10 protein-coding genes are annotated in these 15,270 nt (G+C 60.0%); 2 read left to right on the forward strand and 8 right to left on the reverse strand.

Features of this window, described 5'->3' with window-relative positions:
- From KUL77_RS06180 to glyQ, 7 genes are all read right to left on the reverse strand, one after another.
- Nucleotides 1-792, reverse strand: coding sequence for an SHOCT domain-containing protein (locus tag KUL77_RS06180; RefSeq protein WP_297144561.1), 792 nt, complete (start codon nt 790-792; stop codon nt 1-3).
- A 73-nt stretch (nt 793-865) separates the two neighbouring features.
- Nucleotides 866-3,466, reverse strand: a complete 2,601-nt coding sequence (locus KUL77_RS06185; protein WP_297144563.1) for a serine/threonine-protein kinase — start codon at nt 3,464-3,466, stop codon at nt 866-868.
- 3 nt (nt 3,467-3,469) lie between these two features.
- The gene (locus KUL77_RS06190; RefSeq protein WP_297144566.1) at nt 3,470-4,033 is read right to left on the reverse strand and encodes an ECF-type sigma factor; all 564 of its coding nucleotides are present in this window, start codon (nt 4,031-4,033) and stop codon (nt 3,470-3,472) included.
- A 40-nt stretch (nt 4,034-4,073) separates the two neighbouring features.
- Nucleotides 4,074-7,886, reverse strand: a complete 3,813-nt coding sequence (locus tag KUL77_RS06195) for a translocation/assembly module TamB domain-containing protein (RefSeq protein ID WP_297144569.1) — start codon at nt 7,884-7,886, stop codon at nt 4,074-4,076.
- Nucleotides 7,883-9,715 (reverse strand): autotransporter assembly complex family protein, encoded by a 1,833-nt coding sequence (locus tag KUL77_RS06200; RefSeq protein ID WP_297144572.1) that lies wholly within the window; start codon nt 9,713-9,715, stop codon nt 7,883-7,885. Before KUL77_RS06200 ends, KUL77_RS06195 begins: the two co-directional genes overlap by 4 nt.
- 12 nt (nt 9,716-9,727) lie before the next feature.
- A complete protein-coding gene (glyS, locus tag KUL77_RS06205) occupies nt 9,728-11,800 on the reverse strand; it encodes a glycine--tRNA ligase subunit beta (RefSeq protein ID WP_297144574.1) in 2,073 nt (690 codons plus the stop codon).
- The gene (gene glyQ / locus KUL77_RS06210) at nt 11,800-12,729 is read right to left on the reverse strand and encodes a glycine--tRNA ligase subunit alpha (protein WP_297144577.1); all 930 of its coding nucleotides are present in this window, start codon (nt 12,727-12,729) and stop codon (nt 11,800-11,802) included. The genes glyS and glyQ overlap by 1 nt, the downstream gene beginning before the upstream one ends.
- Before the next feature lie 62 nt (nt 12,730-12,791).
- Here glyQ and KUL77_RS06215 point away from each other — a divergent pair, with 62 nt between their 5' ends.
- Together KUL77_RS06215 and KUL77_RS06220 are read left to right on the forward strand one after the other, a co-directional pair.
- Nucleotides 12,792-13,508: a glutamine amidotransferase gene (locus KUL77_RS06215; RefSeq protein WP_297144580.1), complete on the forward strand. Its 717-nt coding sequence runs from the start codon at nt 12,792-12,794 to the stop codon at nt 13,506-13,508.
- A 43-nt stretch (nt 13,509-13,551) separates the two neighbouring features.
- Nucleotides 13,552-14,475 (forward strand): hypothetical protein, encoded by a 924-nt coding sequence (locus tag KUL77_RS06220; RefSeq protein WP_297144583.1) that lies wholly within the window; start codon nt 13,552-13,554, stop codon nt 14,473-14,475.
- Here KUL77_RS06220 and tatC read toward each other — a convergent pair whose 3' ends face one another.
- Nucleotides 14,476-15,240, reverse strand: coding sequence for a twin-arginine translocase subunit TatC (gene tatC / locus KUL77_RS06225; RefSeq protein WP_297144588.1), 765 nt, complete (start codon nt 15,238-15,240; stop codon nt 14,476-14,478). It abuts the gene before it with no gap.
- Between the last annotated feature and the right edge of the window lie 30 nt (nt 15,241-15,270).

The raw sequence follows: 15,270 nt of genomic DNA on the forward strand, positions 1-15,270 counted from the left end.
TTATAACGAGCGTAGAATTTCGGCCTTCTTCGTTTCGTACTCAGCATCACTAAGAAGCCCTTTGTCGTGCAGCGCGTTGAGCTGCTGGATGCGGCTGGCTACGCTCTCGCTCGAATTCTCGGGCTGTACTTGCTTGAATGTGACATTGTACTTTTCAAAGATCTGACGCACAGGCGCTTGTTTATTTCCTGAGAAGATTGCCGACAGCAGTGAGGAATCTGCGGAAGCACTGGGCGTTGGCTCCGGTTGCGAGGGGGAAGCGGCGCCTGCTGAAGAGGGTTTGAATGCAAGGCTAACCAACCAGGTAAGAGGCAATAAAAACAGCGCCACAATGGCCGAGTAGTACAAGGTGGCCACGCCAAGGAGTTTGAATGAGATGTCCTCTTGCTTGCCTTGCGCATCGGTACAAATGAATGTGATCGACGTGCCGCGTTGGCCGGGCTTATAGGAATAATCCTGCGAGTTGACGCGGGTCTCGCCGTCGCAAATATAGTGGGCCGCAGCCAGTGGAATTTTGGGCTGTGCAACGCCGCCGATTGTCACAATCATCAAGCCAATAAAAAGCGATACAGGAATGGCCGCAAGGCGGATGCCCCAGCGCACGACGGCGAAACAGCCACCGGCTTTGTGTTGCAGCTGCGACAGTACGGGGTTATTGCCTTTAACGCGATTGAAAACGAGCCTGAACACAAAAAACATGATCAGTGGGGTGATCAGCATCGGGAGAAAGCTTAGCCCGAACGTCAGTATTGAGATCCAGTTTCCAATGCTGTCCATGATGTAGGCGGCCACGAAATGACTTCAGATACATTGATATAAGCCAGTTCGCAAGAAAACCGGACATTCCGTATCAGCGGCAGTGGGATTAGTCTTGAAGTGCCTGTTCAACGACGCGCAGGGCTTGCTCGCGGTTCTTGTAGTTTTCGTTTGTGGCGTCGTATTTCTGGGTAGTGATGGCCAGCGATTCGCGGCGCAGCGGAAGCTCTTCGGTGTAACGCTTTTGTAGGTGCAGCGTGTCTGCAAGTGCGTCGAGGATCAACACGTTTTGGTAGGCTTTCGGGCCAATAATTTTACGCAGTCGCGTAAGTGCATCTTTCTGTGTGTATTCGGCTTGTGCGTACTTGCCTTGCATGGCGAGACCGCGCGCCCACTCACTGGCGTAATACCAAGTGATGCCATCATCATCACTGGTGGCTTGACGGCGTACTTCAAAGGCGCGTTTGCCGGTGGCTTCAACAGCATCGGCTTGGTTAAGCTTGATGTAGAGCTTGGTGCGGTTGGCAAGCAACTGGGCAAGCTCCAAGTTCTCGCCGTCCGGGAGTGCGGTTTCTGCTTTCTGAAGCAGAGCCTGCGCCGTGTTGAGGTCGCCAAGGTCGGCAAGCAACATGCCGTAGCGCGAATGGGCCGAGGCCAGAAGTTTGCTCTTGCCTTGGTAGTGTTTTTGGGTGATCGCCAGCAGGCGCGCGTAGATGGGTAGCGCCTCTTGATAGCGCGTGGCCTGGCGCAGTGCGGCACCGAGTGCAGTAAGTGGTTGTAGCAGGCGCGCGGAGTCTTTTCCGCTGCTGGCTTCGGTGAGTGCAATGACGTTGTTTAGCACTGCAATGGCTTCGTCGTCGCGGCGAAATTGCGTGAGCATCTGTGCCTGCCGATACAGGGCTTCCAGAGTTTCGGGGGCAGCCTTGCCGAGCGTTTTGGTGAGGCTGGTCACGGCGCTTTCGGTGAGCGCTAATGCTTGGTCACGCTTCTCGCTATTGATATACGCAAGAGCGAGCACCAGTTTAGCGCGTGCGGCATCGGTGGCATCGGGGGTGTTTAATTGTTGCGAAAGCACTATGGCGCGTTGGGCGTGTGCAATCGCACTGGGTTTATCGCCAAATGAGTTTGCGGCGGCGGCCAGTTTGCGTTCGATACCCATTGCTTCCGGAGTGATTGCGCCGGAGAGCTTTGTGCGTAGGGAAAGTGCTGTTTCAAGCGTTTCGATGGCGCCTTTAGGGTCGCCTAGGTTGAACTGAATCTCGCCAAGATCATTGAGTAGTTCGGCGCGCAATGCGGGATCGGAAGATGTTTGCTGATGGAGCGTAGCCACCCCTTCGGCAATGATTTGTTGGGGCGGGCGCTGGTCGTTGGCGGCGCGTAGGAGTGGGTCTTGCTCACGAAACACAGAAAGCACAACGTCTTTCACCTGTTCAGCGCGCAGCGCTTGGCGCTTGGCTTCGTTCATTTGTTGGATGGCAAGCAGCAAGCCGACACTAAGCGCTGTAATGGTCGCCAGTGTTGCAGCGATGCCCCAACGATAGCGGCGTAGGAAGCGGCGGATGCGGTAGGCGCGCGAGCTGCTGCGTACAGCAACGGGCTGACCATCGAGCCAGCGCTGCAGGTCGGCACGCAGCGCGTCGGCACTGGGATAGCGGCGTTCTGGTTCGCGTGCAATACAGGTTGCAACGATGGCGGAGAGGTCGCCCGACACGCGGCGCACCAGTTCAGCACGGCTGGCATTGCGCTGCGCGAGGGCTTCGGCAGCGAGCGTGCGCGCGGCTTGCGGCAGGCTGCGCGGGGTGTTGTCGAGGGTGCGAAGTAAGGCGGTGATGGGGGTATCGGCGGTGACGCCAAAAGGATGGCCACCCACCAGCAGCGTATACAGCAACAGGCCCAGCTGATAGATATCGCAGGCGGTGGTCACGGGGCTTCCCAGCAGCTGTTCGGGCGCTGCGTACTGGGGGGTCATGGCGGTATCGCGGGTCGCGGCGCGGTCGCTGTCTTCTAGTAACTTGGCGATGCCGAAGTCGAGTAGCTTCACATGGCCATCGTTGTCCACCATCACGTTGGCGGGCTTCAAGTCACGGTGCACAATCAAATTGCGGTGCGCGTATTGCACGGCATCGAGCACCTGCAAAAATAGCCGAATGCGATCGCGCACACTGAGCCGTCGGGCATCGCACCAGTGGTCGATGCGATCGCCTTCCACATAGGCCATTGCGAAGTAGGGCTGGCCGCTGGGACTCACGCCGCCATCGAGCAGGGCGGCGATGTGGGGGTGGTCGAGCTGCGCCAAGATGCCGCGTTCTCGCAGGAAGCGTTCACGTGCGGCAGCTGTGCCCAGACCGAGTGCAATGAGCTTGATCGCGGCGCGTTGCTGGAAACCCTCGCCCTCGCGCTCGGCCATCCAAACGCTGCCCATGCCGCCCTGCCCAAGCGCCGACACGATGCGCCACGGCCCCAGCATTTTGCCAATGTCGATATCGTGTTCGGCTGCTGCAGGCACGAGGTCGGCGGCCCATTGCGATAGGCGCTGCTCCATTTCTTCTGCGGTCTGAGCGGTATCCGCGGCAAGTAAGCGTTCGACTTCTTCGCGAAGGGCGGGGTCTTCTTCGGTGATGGCATCAAGCCGTGTTGCACGTTGCGCTGCCGGCAGGTCAATCAGCTCATCAAAAAGCAAGAATGCACGGCGGCTGCGGGTGTGGGGCATGATTTATGGGCCAAGTTCGGTTTGCAAGAAGGCCTGCGCGCGACGCCAATCACGGCGCAAGGTGCGGTCGGTTACGCCAAGAATGGCGGCAGTTTCGGCTTCGGTATAGCCGCCGAAATAGCGCAGTTCAACCATTTGTGCGCTGCGTATGTCGATCTCGGCCAGGCGCTCTAGCGCGGTGTCTAGGGCTAATACTTCGAATGCGGAGTGGGCTGGGTCTTCTTGTACTTCGGTGAGCGTGACATTGATGCCGGAGCGCTTGCTCGCATTGGCTTGGCGCGCCATACCCACCAAGACTTGGCGCATCGCGCACGCAGAGAGCGCCATGAGGTGATTGCGTTCGGTGGGTGCGGGGGAATGGCCCGAGCACAGTTTCAAAAATACTTCATTGACCAGCACCGTGGTTTCCGACCAGCGACCCATGCGGCGCAGCTGCCCGCGGGCTAGTCGTTTGAGTTCGGCATACGCATTGGCATAGGCTTGCTGGAAGCTTTCCACATGCGCTTTGGGGCAGGTGGAAAGCCAAGAGACTGCGGTGAGCGTCAATGGTTGGTCAAGAAGATCCATAGAGGTATTGTGGACAAATTCTGGACGAAAGGGGCGGTGGCTACTTTTCAGTTCTCCAGTTCACCGATGCGCGGTTTTCCAACGTGCTCGATTCGATCTGCAAATCAAAGCCTTTGCGCAGCAGATATTTGAACGTTACCACTTGGCCGGTGCCAAGTAGCGACACGCCGTAGCTCACATAGAGTTTCGGAGAAAGGTATTTACCCAGACCCAGCACCTCCCCACCGAGTGCGCGTGATTGGCTCACGCCCGCATCATCAAGGCCGATGTGCTTGCCAAGTTGCGAAGCAAGCAGGCCGGCCCCGGCGTTGAGGGCCGACTTGGCCACGTTGATCTGCTCGGCTTCACGGCTGGAAAGGCTTGGTAATGGGCGGCCTAATGTTAGGTAGGCCAAGGCCTCGGACTGGCTCATCGCGGGGTTTGACCAAACACTTGCTTGCGGCGCTGAGGCGCGCCCTTTCACAGAGACACCTGCAGTGACATCGCCGATGACGCGCTCGGCACGGATATCAAGCAGCGGGTCACCGATCTCGGTATTCGACCACACCAGTTTGCCTTGGGTGATGCTTAGGTCTTGTCCGTAGGCGCGGTAGCGGCCGCCGATCTCCAGTGCGCCGGTGGCGCGCGTATCGCGGCCGGGTGGTTGGCGAACGCGCAGACTGCCCGCGAGCGTGCCAGACAAACCGTAACCGTCGATATGTACGCGCTCGCCAACGGCTACGGTGAGGTCGATATCGGTCGCAAGCGGTGCGCTTTCCATTTGTTTGACGGGATCAAGCACGACCACGTCGGCCGACGGCGCGGTACTCATTTCCAGCCGTTCTAAATGCAGATCGGCTTCGGGCACGCTGACGCTTCCGCGTACTTGCAAAGGACTGCCTGCGCGATAGTTGAGTTGTAAATCAGGCGAGGCAAGCAGACGCAGCTGACGGGTATCGGCAAGAAGAATATTGCTGCCGTAAACGCGCAGTTGCAGCGGCGTGGTGTCGTCTTGCCAGCCAAGGCGGCCATCGACCTGAAGCGTTGCCGTGTTTGCATTATCGCCACTGCGGACGCTGCCTTGAATGCGCGCGCTACCGTCGGCTTGTGCGAGAAGTTCCACATGGCCGTGATGCACATCAATGCCCAGTGCGGGAAGCTCGGTAGCAAAGTCTTGCAACTGCGCGGCTCCGGCAAGCAGAGGCTGCGCGCGTTTACCGCTGAGCTGCACGTTGACGTCGAGTTGGCCACTGGGGGCCACGATATCGGGTGAAAACAGTTCCATCCACGTGAGTTCGCGGGTGGAGAGCTGCACATTGCCGACAAGATTTGCACCGTCGCTCCAGCCGGTGTTGAGCTGCGCATCGAGCTTGCCGTTATCGCCCAGCTGCGCACTGGCACTGGCTTCGATCCGGTTGGCATCGAGTTTGGCAACAAGCTGCAACGCGCGATAGCTAAACAGATCGCGGCGCGCACGTTGGCGTTGGCGCAGGCCGCCACTGTCCGAATGCAGCTGCACATTGGCCTGCCAAGCGCTGCCTTTTGGGACAAGCTGTGCATCAAGGTCCGCGCTGCCGACAAACGCCCACGGGCGACCGTTATCTTGCTTAGGAAGCACGTCGGCAAGCAGTGCCAGTGGTAGCGCTTTGCCTTGCAGGGTGAGGCCGTCGCGTGGCCAGTTGGCGTGCGCACACAGAGTTCCGCCGATGGCGGCTTGTAGGCAGCTGGAGGCCAGTGTGAACCGGCCGTTGTTCCAAGTGCCGCTGGCACCTTGTTGCAGTGTCCACGCACTGCCTTGAGAAGGCGTGAGTTTTAGCGCGTCCAGTGTGCCCTGCCAGCCCGTGCCGCGTTGTTGCAGTGTGCCTTGTGCAGTCAGTGCACCCAGTGTTGCGCTGTTGGCGTTGGCATCAAAATGAAGGTTCGACACTGCGCCTTGCAAAGTGAGCTGCAAAGTATCTAAGACGGTGCCCAGTGCGATGCCATGAGCGTTGATCGCAAGCGTGCCGCTGCCGCGTTGCCAGGGCAGGTGGCCGTGGGCCGACAGCTGTTGAACGCGGTAGTCACCCAGAGCGAGTGCGCTGCCGCTGAGGTCGGCGCTGATGGTGGGGGCGTTGTGTGTGCCGCGTAATTGCAATGTGCCTTGCAACTGCCCGCTACCGGAGGGGAGCAGGTCGTTTAATTGCAGCGGCGTGGCGCTTGCGTCAAGTGTGAGCGTATCGCCCCACTGGCCCTTGGCGCGTAGCCTGCTCTTGCCAAGCGCAAGTGTGAATTCGCCTGCATAGCGCTGATCTTGAATGTCGAACGTAGCGTCAGCACTGAGTGCGCGCTGGCGCAGCTGTCCGCGCAGTTGGCGGGCTTCAATATGGGCCTTAAGTGCGCCGCTATCGGCAAGTTCGCCTTGGCTACTGAGCCTGCCATGGAGATTGCCCGGCCAGTCGGGAAGGAAGTAGCCGGGGTCGAATCCTGAAAGCTGCGCGCCCGCGTCCCAGCGCAGCGCGGGTAGCCATTGCAGATCGCCACTGGCCTGCAGTTGGCCCTGCGGCATGCTGGCGGTAAGCGTGTCGAAATGTATGCTGCTGCGGTTGCCTTGGCCGCGAAGATCCACTGTAGCGCGGTCGGCGGCGCGTTGTAGGCGCGTTTGTCCGTTGATCTGCCACTGCTCTAAGCTACCGGCGATATTGAGATCAGCATCGCCTTGAATGGTGATGGCATCGGCATTGGCGCCTCGCCAGCGCAGGCCGCGTGCGGTGAGCGCGAGCTGTACGGCGGTGTGCTTGGGGTCGTGAAGATCAGCAAAACCATTGGCCTCGACACGGCCGTCTAAGAGATCAACGGTGAGTGGCTTTAGGGTCAGTTTTTGTTCTTGTAGCTGGATACGCGAAGGCTGCATTACCGCGCTGAAGTCGCCCTGCTGAAACTGGCCTTGCAGCTGTGCCAAGCCGCCAACACCGCGCGCGTCGAGCGCAAAACGTAGCGCTTCCTTAGATGCTGTCTCGCCGCTGAGGAGCGCAAGATCAAGCGCTTCGGTGTTGGCGGTAAGTTGCCAGCGTGGGGTTTTACTTTTGCCACTAAGCTCAAGATTAAGCTGGGTCGCGCCGGGCAGTTGGCCTTTGGCCTGTAGCTTGAGTTTGGTCAGGTCACCGGAGATGGTTACATCGAGCTGCGCCGCGCTATGTCCGGGGGCAGCAGGGAATGCAGCGTGGGCGGTGAGGTTGGTGCGAAAATTTTGCCTAGGCCGATAGCTGCCGTGTGCGGTGAGCGCGCCGCGATCGCTATCCAGCTGTAGCTGTTGCAGGGTGAGCCAGCCACGGCCCAACCGCAGTCCTCCGCGCAGTGTGTGTAGGGTGAGCTGCGGAGTGCCTTCTTGCAGCAAACGAACGCGATCGATGTTGATGGTATCGGCACGCACTTCCAGTGGCAGGTCTAGCGTGGGCAATACATCTGGCCATGCGGGAAATTTGAACGCGGTGTCGCTGCGCGGAAGATCGATGCTGGCATCGCTGAGCTGCAGTGCGTCGAACTGCACGCGTTTTGTCAGCAGCGGCCAAAGCGCGAGATCAAGTGTGAGGCGGTCTGCACGCACCTGCAGTGGTGCCATTGCGCAGGGCGAGCTCGGCGTGGCCACGCAGTCGCTATCGCGCTGCACGGGTAATTTGAACTGCACATTGCGCAGCGTCAGCGGCCCGGCAAGATGACCCTCGGCGCTCTGCCAGCTCAGCAGGGCACCGTTAGGAAGATGTTCGCGTAGTTGGCGCAGGGCAAGTTCGCGCCCTGCTGCGCTATGCAGCAGCCAAAACGAAAACCCTGTGGCCAAGACCATCAGCACAAGCAGCTGCAGACCCACCCAGCGCAACAGCACGCGCCGAATATTCATAGGTCGGCCCCGATATTGAGGTGCAAGGTGAACGGTGCATCGGGTGACTTCAGCCCGCGGCCAATATCAATACGCACCGGCCCCACCGGTGAGCGCCAACGCAGGCCAATGCCAACACCGGTGTGCATATCGGCGTGCCTGCCTTCAAACGCACTGCCGCTGTCGACAAATACTGCAGCCCCCCACGCGCCATAAAAATAGCGCTCGTATTCCAAACTTGCGGTGACAAGATTGGGTGCGCCGGTGAAGTAGTCGCCGCCGCTGGTGATAATACGCGGGCCGATTTCATGCCAGCCGTAGCCGCGCACGCTGCGGTCGCCACCCGCGTAGAAGCGCAGACTCGGGGGAAGATTCAATACATCACGCGTAAAGGTGTGGCCCAACTCGCCGCGTGCAATCAGGCGGCTGTTTGCACCGAGGCCATAAAACCATTGCGTGCTGGCGTACAGCTGGGAAAACGTCGCGTGGCCATCGCTGCCGCCCTTGCCGCCGCGCAGCATGATGCGCGTACCCATACCGTGGCGCGGCTCCATGCGATCATCTACGTCGATATATTCGGCCTGCAGTGCAGGGAACACGAAGCTGGCAAATTGAAAACTCTGCACGGGGCGCAGTGGCGTGTAATACGCCCAACGTTCGCGCAGCACGTGCAGCGAGGCGGCCACATTAAGAAACGGGTTGTACTGGCCGCTGCGGCTGGCCACAAACTCCAGTTTGCGGCTGTTGACGTAGGTAGTTTGTTCGTCGGCAGCCTGCAGGCTTGCGGTGTACCAGCCATCGCGCCAAGCAAACGCAGGAATGCGGTATTGCACCGTGGCGGCTTTGCGCTTATTGCCCCAGTCGATTTGGCTGAGGGCCTTATGCCCACGGCTATTGAGATAGCGACGCTCTACGCCAAGGCTAAAGCCGGTGCCGCTGAGCGTGCCGTAGTTGGCGCCGGCGCTGTAGATGCTGCGCTTGGCCGGTGTCAACTCGATATGGATGGGTGTGCTATTGGGTTCGGTAGCATTCGGCGCCGCCTGCACATCGATGAGTGAGAAATAATCCAGCGCAACAAGCGATTGCCGTAAGCGATCGAGCTGCGCTTCGTCATAGGCATCGCCGGGCTGCCATGGCACCAAATTGTGCAGTAGCGTATCGCGCAAAATAGGCTGAGGAATTTGGTTGAAATGGGCGTCACCGAAGCGATAGCGCGGCCCGCTGTTCCAGTGCAACGCGATATCGGCACTGCCGTCGGCGCGGCTCACGGTGACGCTGTGCTGGGTAAGGTCTGCGTCGAAATAACCTATGTCTGCTAGACGGCGGTTGATCTGGGCTTTGCTGGCCTCGTACAGGCTGTGGTTGAACACATCGCCACGCTTGGGTTGAAATGCCGCCAATGCGTCGGCCAGCGTGGACGCATCGCGGGCGGGGCCATCAATACCGATATCCGTGTTGCGCACCTTGACCGGCGGCCCAAGTTGGATATTCAGCGTAACCGTGATCGGTGCGTCGTTTGGCTTGGCGGCAGGCTGGGTATTGTCTTCCGCATCTTCTACGTGTGCGCTGCGATCACTGCGCTGAATTGTAATGATGGGCGAGTAATAGCCAAACGGCTCAAGCGCCGTGCGCGCTTCCTGCTCGGCGGCGTCTAAAAGATAGTTGAGCCTGCGCGGACGCAGGTCTTTGCCCATCTCACCATTTAACGACAACGCGCTGCGCACGTTGTCTTGCATGGCAGTCTCTGGAAGCCCTTGGATACTGAGCTTGGTCACTTTTGCGGCGAACACCGGTAGGCTGGCGAGTAGGCCAACGGCAAGCAGTGTGAGGCGCATCCAAGCAACGGGCATGGCTGTGTTGTATCACACGGATAGGTGCTCGATAGCAGCCACGCTACCAAGGCGCGCGGCAAGCCGCTGCAGTAGCGCTAGCCGGTTGGCGCGCACGCTAGGATCGTCGGCGTTCACCATCACCGCATCGAAGAACGCGTCCACCTGCGGGCGTAGTTGCGCGAGTCTTGCCAGTGCGGTGATGTAGTCACCTTGCGTCAGTGCTGGGCCGGTCTCGGCATAGGCGGCTTCCACTGCTTCGGCGAGGGCCAGTTCGGCAGGTTCTGAGAGCAGAGCCGCGTCTTCCTGCAGTGGGATGGCGATGTCGGCCTTCTTCAAAATATTGCCGATGCGCTTGTTCGCTGCCGCCAGCGCGGCAGCTTCGGGGAGCTGTGCGAAGCTGCCGATAGCCTCAAGACGACGGCTGAAATCGGTGAGCGATGCGGGTTTGAGTTCGGCCACGGCATTGAAGTGTGCGGCGGGCACACCCTTGTCGCCGAAGTAGCCGCGCAGACGGTCGAGGATAAAGTCGTACAGCTCGCCACTATCGGCTTGCACGTTTTTGCCGACCAAGGCCGCGTTCGCACGGGTGAGCAATGCGTGCAGATCCAGTTCGAGCCCGCTTTCGATAATCGTGCGTGCAAGGCCAAGAGCATTACGGCGTAGGGCGAAGGGGTCTTTGTTGCCGGTGGGCTTGAGGCCTGCGGCAAAACCACCGGTGAGGGTGTCGAGGCGTTCAGCAATGGCCAGTACTTGGCCGAGCTTCGAGGCGGCAATATCGTCGGCAGAAAAACGTGGGCGGTAGCTTTCGTCGATGGCCAACGCCACGCTCTCATCTTCGCCTGCACGCTGCGCGTAATAGCGGCCAGCAATACCCTGGAGCTCGGGGAACTCATTCACCATGCGGCTTTGCAGATCGTTCTTCGCCAACTGTGCGGCGCGCTTGGCGAGCGCGGCGTCAGCACCTACTTGGTGGGCAATGGTTTCGGCCAGTGCCGCGACGCGCGCTACTTTTTCCGCCACACTGCCAAGCTTGGCTTGGTAGGTGACGCTGGCGAGCCCGGCGCCCATCGCATCCAAGCCTTGTTTCAAATCTTCGTCGAAGAAGAATTTGGCATCGGCGAAGCGCGGGCGAATCACGCGCTCATAGCCTTTGCGAATTTCATTCGGGTTCTTCGATTCGATATTGGCAATACCAATAAAGTGCTCGGTGAGCTTGCCTGCGTCGTCAAGCACCGGGAAGAATTTTTGATTGGCCTCCATGGTTTCAATCAAGGCTTCTTGTGGCACCTGCAAGAAGTCGCGCTCAAAGGCGCATAGCACGGCCACCGGCCATTCGTTGAGGCAGGTGACTTGCTGTAGGTTGTCATCGCTAATACGCGCGGCGCCACCGGCTTGTTTGGCGGCTGCTTCCACTTCGCTAAACACGCGCGTGCGGCGTTCTTCGGCATCCACCAAGACGTGCGCACCGCGCAGTGCATCCACATATTCGCTAGGTGAGCTGATCCACACCGCTTTGTCGTGCATGAAACGATGGCCACGGCTGTTGCGGCCCGAGTTAATGCCCAGTGCTTCGAGATTGACAACGTCGTCACCAAACAGCGCGACCAGCCAATGCAGCGGGCGTGCAAACCCGTAGCTATGCGCCCCCCAGCGCATGGGTTTGGGAATAGGCATCCCCGCCAGCGCTTCGTTCAATACGTCTTGTAGAAGCTCGCTCGTGCGCGCACCGGGCTTTACGGAGCGGTGTACGAAACGCTCGCCCTTGGCGTCGGAGGTTTTTTCAAGCGCGCTCCAGTCCACTCCAGCCTTGGTGGCAAAGCCTTGTAGTGCTTTGGTGGGCTGGCCTTCGGCATCCAGCGCGATATTCAAATATGGCCCCAGCACTTCCGAGTGCTGTTCGGGTTGCTCGGCGGCAACGCCCGGTAGCAATACGGCCAAACGGCGTGGCGAATACAGCGGTTTGGCATCGCCGCGCTCGATCGTCACGCCGCGCTTGTCTAATGCTTGGATGACGCCGTCAAACAGTGCCTGCGCAAGCCCGGGAAGCGCCTTCACCGGCAATTCTTCGGTACCTAATTCAATAAGAAGCGGGAGCATATGCATTACGCGGCCTCCTTGCCGTTGACGCTGGTTTTTACGCCGGGAAAGCCCAGCTTTTCGCGTTGCGTGTAATAACTTTCGGCCACCGCCTGCGCCAATTTGCGCACGCGCAGAATGTAGCGCTGACGTTCGGTGACAGAAATCGCGCGGCGTGCGTCGAGCAGGTTGAAGGAATGCGAGGCTTTGGTCACTTGTTCGTAAGCTGGCAGCGGCAGTCCGGCTTCGACGAGCTTCATTGCTTCGGCTTCGCAGGCGTCAAAGCGGTGGAACATTTCTCCGACATCGGCGTATTCGAAGTTGTACGTGCTCTGTTCCACTTCGTTCTGGTGATAGACATCGCCATAGGTCACCGGCACACCGTCTGGGCCGTAGGTCCAGATGAGGTCATACACGTTGTCGCAGTTTTGCAAATACATGCACAGCCGCTCCAGCCCGTAGGTGATTTCACCCAGCACCGGTTTGCACTCAATGCCGCCGGCCTGCTGAAAATAGGTGAATTGGGTCACCTCCATGCCGTTCAGCCACACTTCCCAGCCGAGACCCCAAGCGCCGAGGGTGGGCGATTCCCAGTTGTCTTCCACCAAGCGCAGATCGTGCACCAGCGGGTCAATGCCGAGGTTTTTCAGCGACTCGAAATACAGCTCGACGATATTGTCGGGCGAGGGTTTCATCGCCACTTGGTACTGGTAATAACGCTGCAGACGGTTGGGGTTTTCGCCGTAGCGGCCGTCGGTGGGGCGGCGGCTGGGCTGCACGTAGGCGGCGTTCCACGACTCCGGCCCAATGGCGCGTAGAAAGGTGGCGGGGTGGAAGGTGCCCGCGCCCACTTCAAGGTCGAGCGGTTGAATGAGTACGCAGCCTTGCGCGGCCCAGTATTCGTTGAGGCGCGAGATCAGCTGCTGGAAGGTGATGGAGACGCGATTGGGGGCCATCTTGACTAAAAACTGCGGTGTGGCCCGTTAGTATAAGTGCGATAGCGCGATCTGCTGGAATCATGATGATGAACCCCTTTTTGATTATTCAAACCGGAAGGCCAACGGTTAGCATGCGCAGGCACGGCAGTTTTGCCCATTGGATACGGGTGGCTGCAGGCTTGGAGCGCGATGAAGCTATTGTGGTTGATGTTGAAGCAGGTGAAGCCTTGCCAAGCCGCGAAGGGTTTGCGGGTGCGGTGGTGACCGGCTCGGCGGCGATGGTGACCGAGCGTCTTGATTGGAGCGAACGCAGTGCCGACTGGCTGCGCGATGCGGCGCACGCCGGGATGCCGCTGCTTGGCATTTGCTACGGCCACCAGCTGCTGGCGCACGCGCTAGGTGGGCAGGTGGGCTATAACCCAAACGGGCGCGAGATGGGCACGGTTTGTGTAGAGCGCCAGCCGCAGGCGCAGCACGATCCTTTGTTTGCTGCGCTGCCGGAGCGTTTTCCGGCGCAGGCGACGCATCTACAAAGCGTGCTACAGCCGCCGGAAGGCGCGGTGGTGCTGGCCAGCAATGCGCACGACGGCTGCCACGCGTTCCGCTGGGGGGCGCAGGCGTGGGGGCTGCAGTTTCATCCTGAGTTTAGCGCTGGGCATATGCGGGGCTATATCCACGCGCGCAAAGACGCACTGGCGCAAGAAGGCAGCAGCGCGGAACGACTGGCGGCAGGGGTGAGCGCGACGCCGCGGGCGCGTGAAATTTTGCGGCGTTTCGTTCGGCACGCGCGGCGCTGACGCGACTTCCGGTATTCTATGCACGTCATTTTGAGGCGTGTTCATGGATATCCGTAGGTTGCCGACGAGTCAGGGAATGGTGTGGTTTCGGCAGGCGATTGATTTAGGGGCGAAAAACCCGCGCGCCGTGTTTGGCGCTTCGCTGCTTGTCATTGGCGCACTGTATGCCACAGCCTTACTCATGGCGGTCGTTATTTCAGCCTTGGCCGTGGGCGGTAAAGCGGCTGGAAAGGCCCCAGACCTCGGTATGGCGCTGGCCATTGCGCTGCCGATGACGCTCCTGCTCATGCTGCTGGTGCCGGTGCTGCTTGGCGGGTTGATGCACGTCGTGCGTGAGGCTGAAAGTGGCCGACCAGTGCGTGCGCTGGACGTATTCACCACCTTGCAACACGCCGACGGCCGCCGTTTGGCGTGGCTGGGCTTGGTGCAGGTGGGGCTGGCGGTGGCGGGTGGCCTGCTAACCGTGGCGATTACCGGCAGCGACTATTGGCGCGACTATCTGTCGGTGATGCAGGCCGCGATGCAGGGGGCCGTTCAAGCGATGCCCGAGCCCAAGCACCCCGGCCTGCTGTTTTTGGTGCAGATGCTGTTCAATTATTTCAGTTACGCGATGATGCTGTTCGCGATACCGCTGATGCTGTTTTCGCGCAGTGGGCTGGTGGACGCCCTGCGCGCTGCGCTGCGCGCTTCGGTGCGTAACCCGGGGGCGAATTTGTTGGCGGGTGTGCTGTTTATCGCCGCGCTGATCGTGGCGGCAATCGTGGTGGCCTTGATCACGATGCTGGTTACCTTACTAGGAAGCATGATCCACCCCACGCTGGGCGCGATTTTAGCGATGCTGGTCATGGTGGCGTTTGCCGCCGTGGTGCTGGTGCTGATCGTGGGTGCCACCTACCTTGCGTGGCGCGACACCTTTGGCGACGCCCAGCCACCCGAAGTGCAGCCGGTGCACGGGTTTGAGGCGTAATTAAGCTGCTGCGCTTGGAGTTTTGGGGGCCTTGGTCACCGCGGCGGCGGCAAGGATCCCGGCTTCATACAGCAGACACATGGGGATGGCCAGCATGAGCTGGCTGACCACGTCGGGTGGGGTGAGCACCGCGGCCACGATAAAAATGCCGACCACAGCATAGCCGCGACCTTCGCGCAGCTGCGCCGGGGTGACCCAGCCCAGCAGGGCCAAAATCACCAGCGCCACCGGCAACTCAAACGCAAAGCCAAAGGCTAAAAACAGCACCAGCACGAAGTCGAGGTAGGCGCTGATGTCGGTCATCATCGCCACGCCCTCTGGGGTGACGCGGGCGAGGAAGCCGAACACCATTGGCAGCACAAGGTAGTAGGCGAAGGCGCAGCCGGAATAAAACAGCAGCAGCGCAGAGCTGAGCAGCGGTAGCGCCAGCCGTTTCTCACGCTGGTACAGGCCGGGCGCAACGAAGGCCCATGCTTGATAGAGCAGCCACGGCATGCTGATGAGGAGCGCGGCAAAAAAGGCGAGCTTCATCGGCGCAAAGAACGGGCTGGCCACTTGCGTGGCGATCAGCTGGCCGCCCTTGGGGAGCTTGTCTAGTAGCGGCTGCGCCAGATAGCCGTATAGCTTGTTGGAAAATGGCAAAAGCCCCACCAAAACGAGGCCCAGCCCCATTGCACCGCGCATCAGGCGCATGCGCAGTTCCAGCAGGTGCGCAATCAGCGGGCGCTCTGCGTCGAGGTCGGTTGGGTGTTCGCTATCACTCATCGCGCTTGGTTTCAGGTTCGACGGATTGCT

The organism is Thermomonas sp. (assembly GCF_019104945.1).
GTDB lineage: Bacteria > Pseudomonadota > Gammaproteobacteria > Xanthomonadales > Xanthomonadaceae > Thermomonas.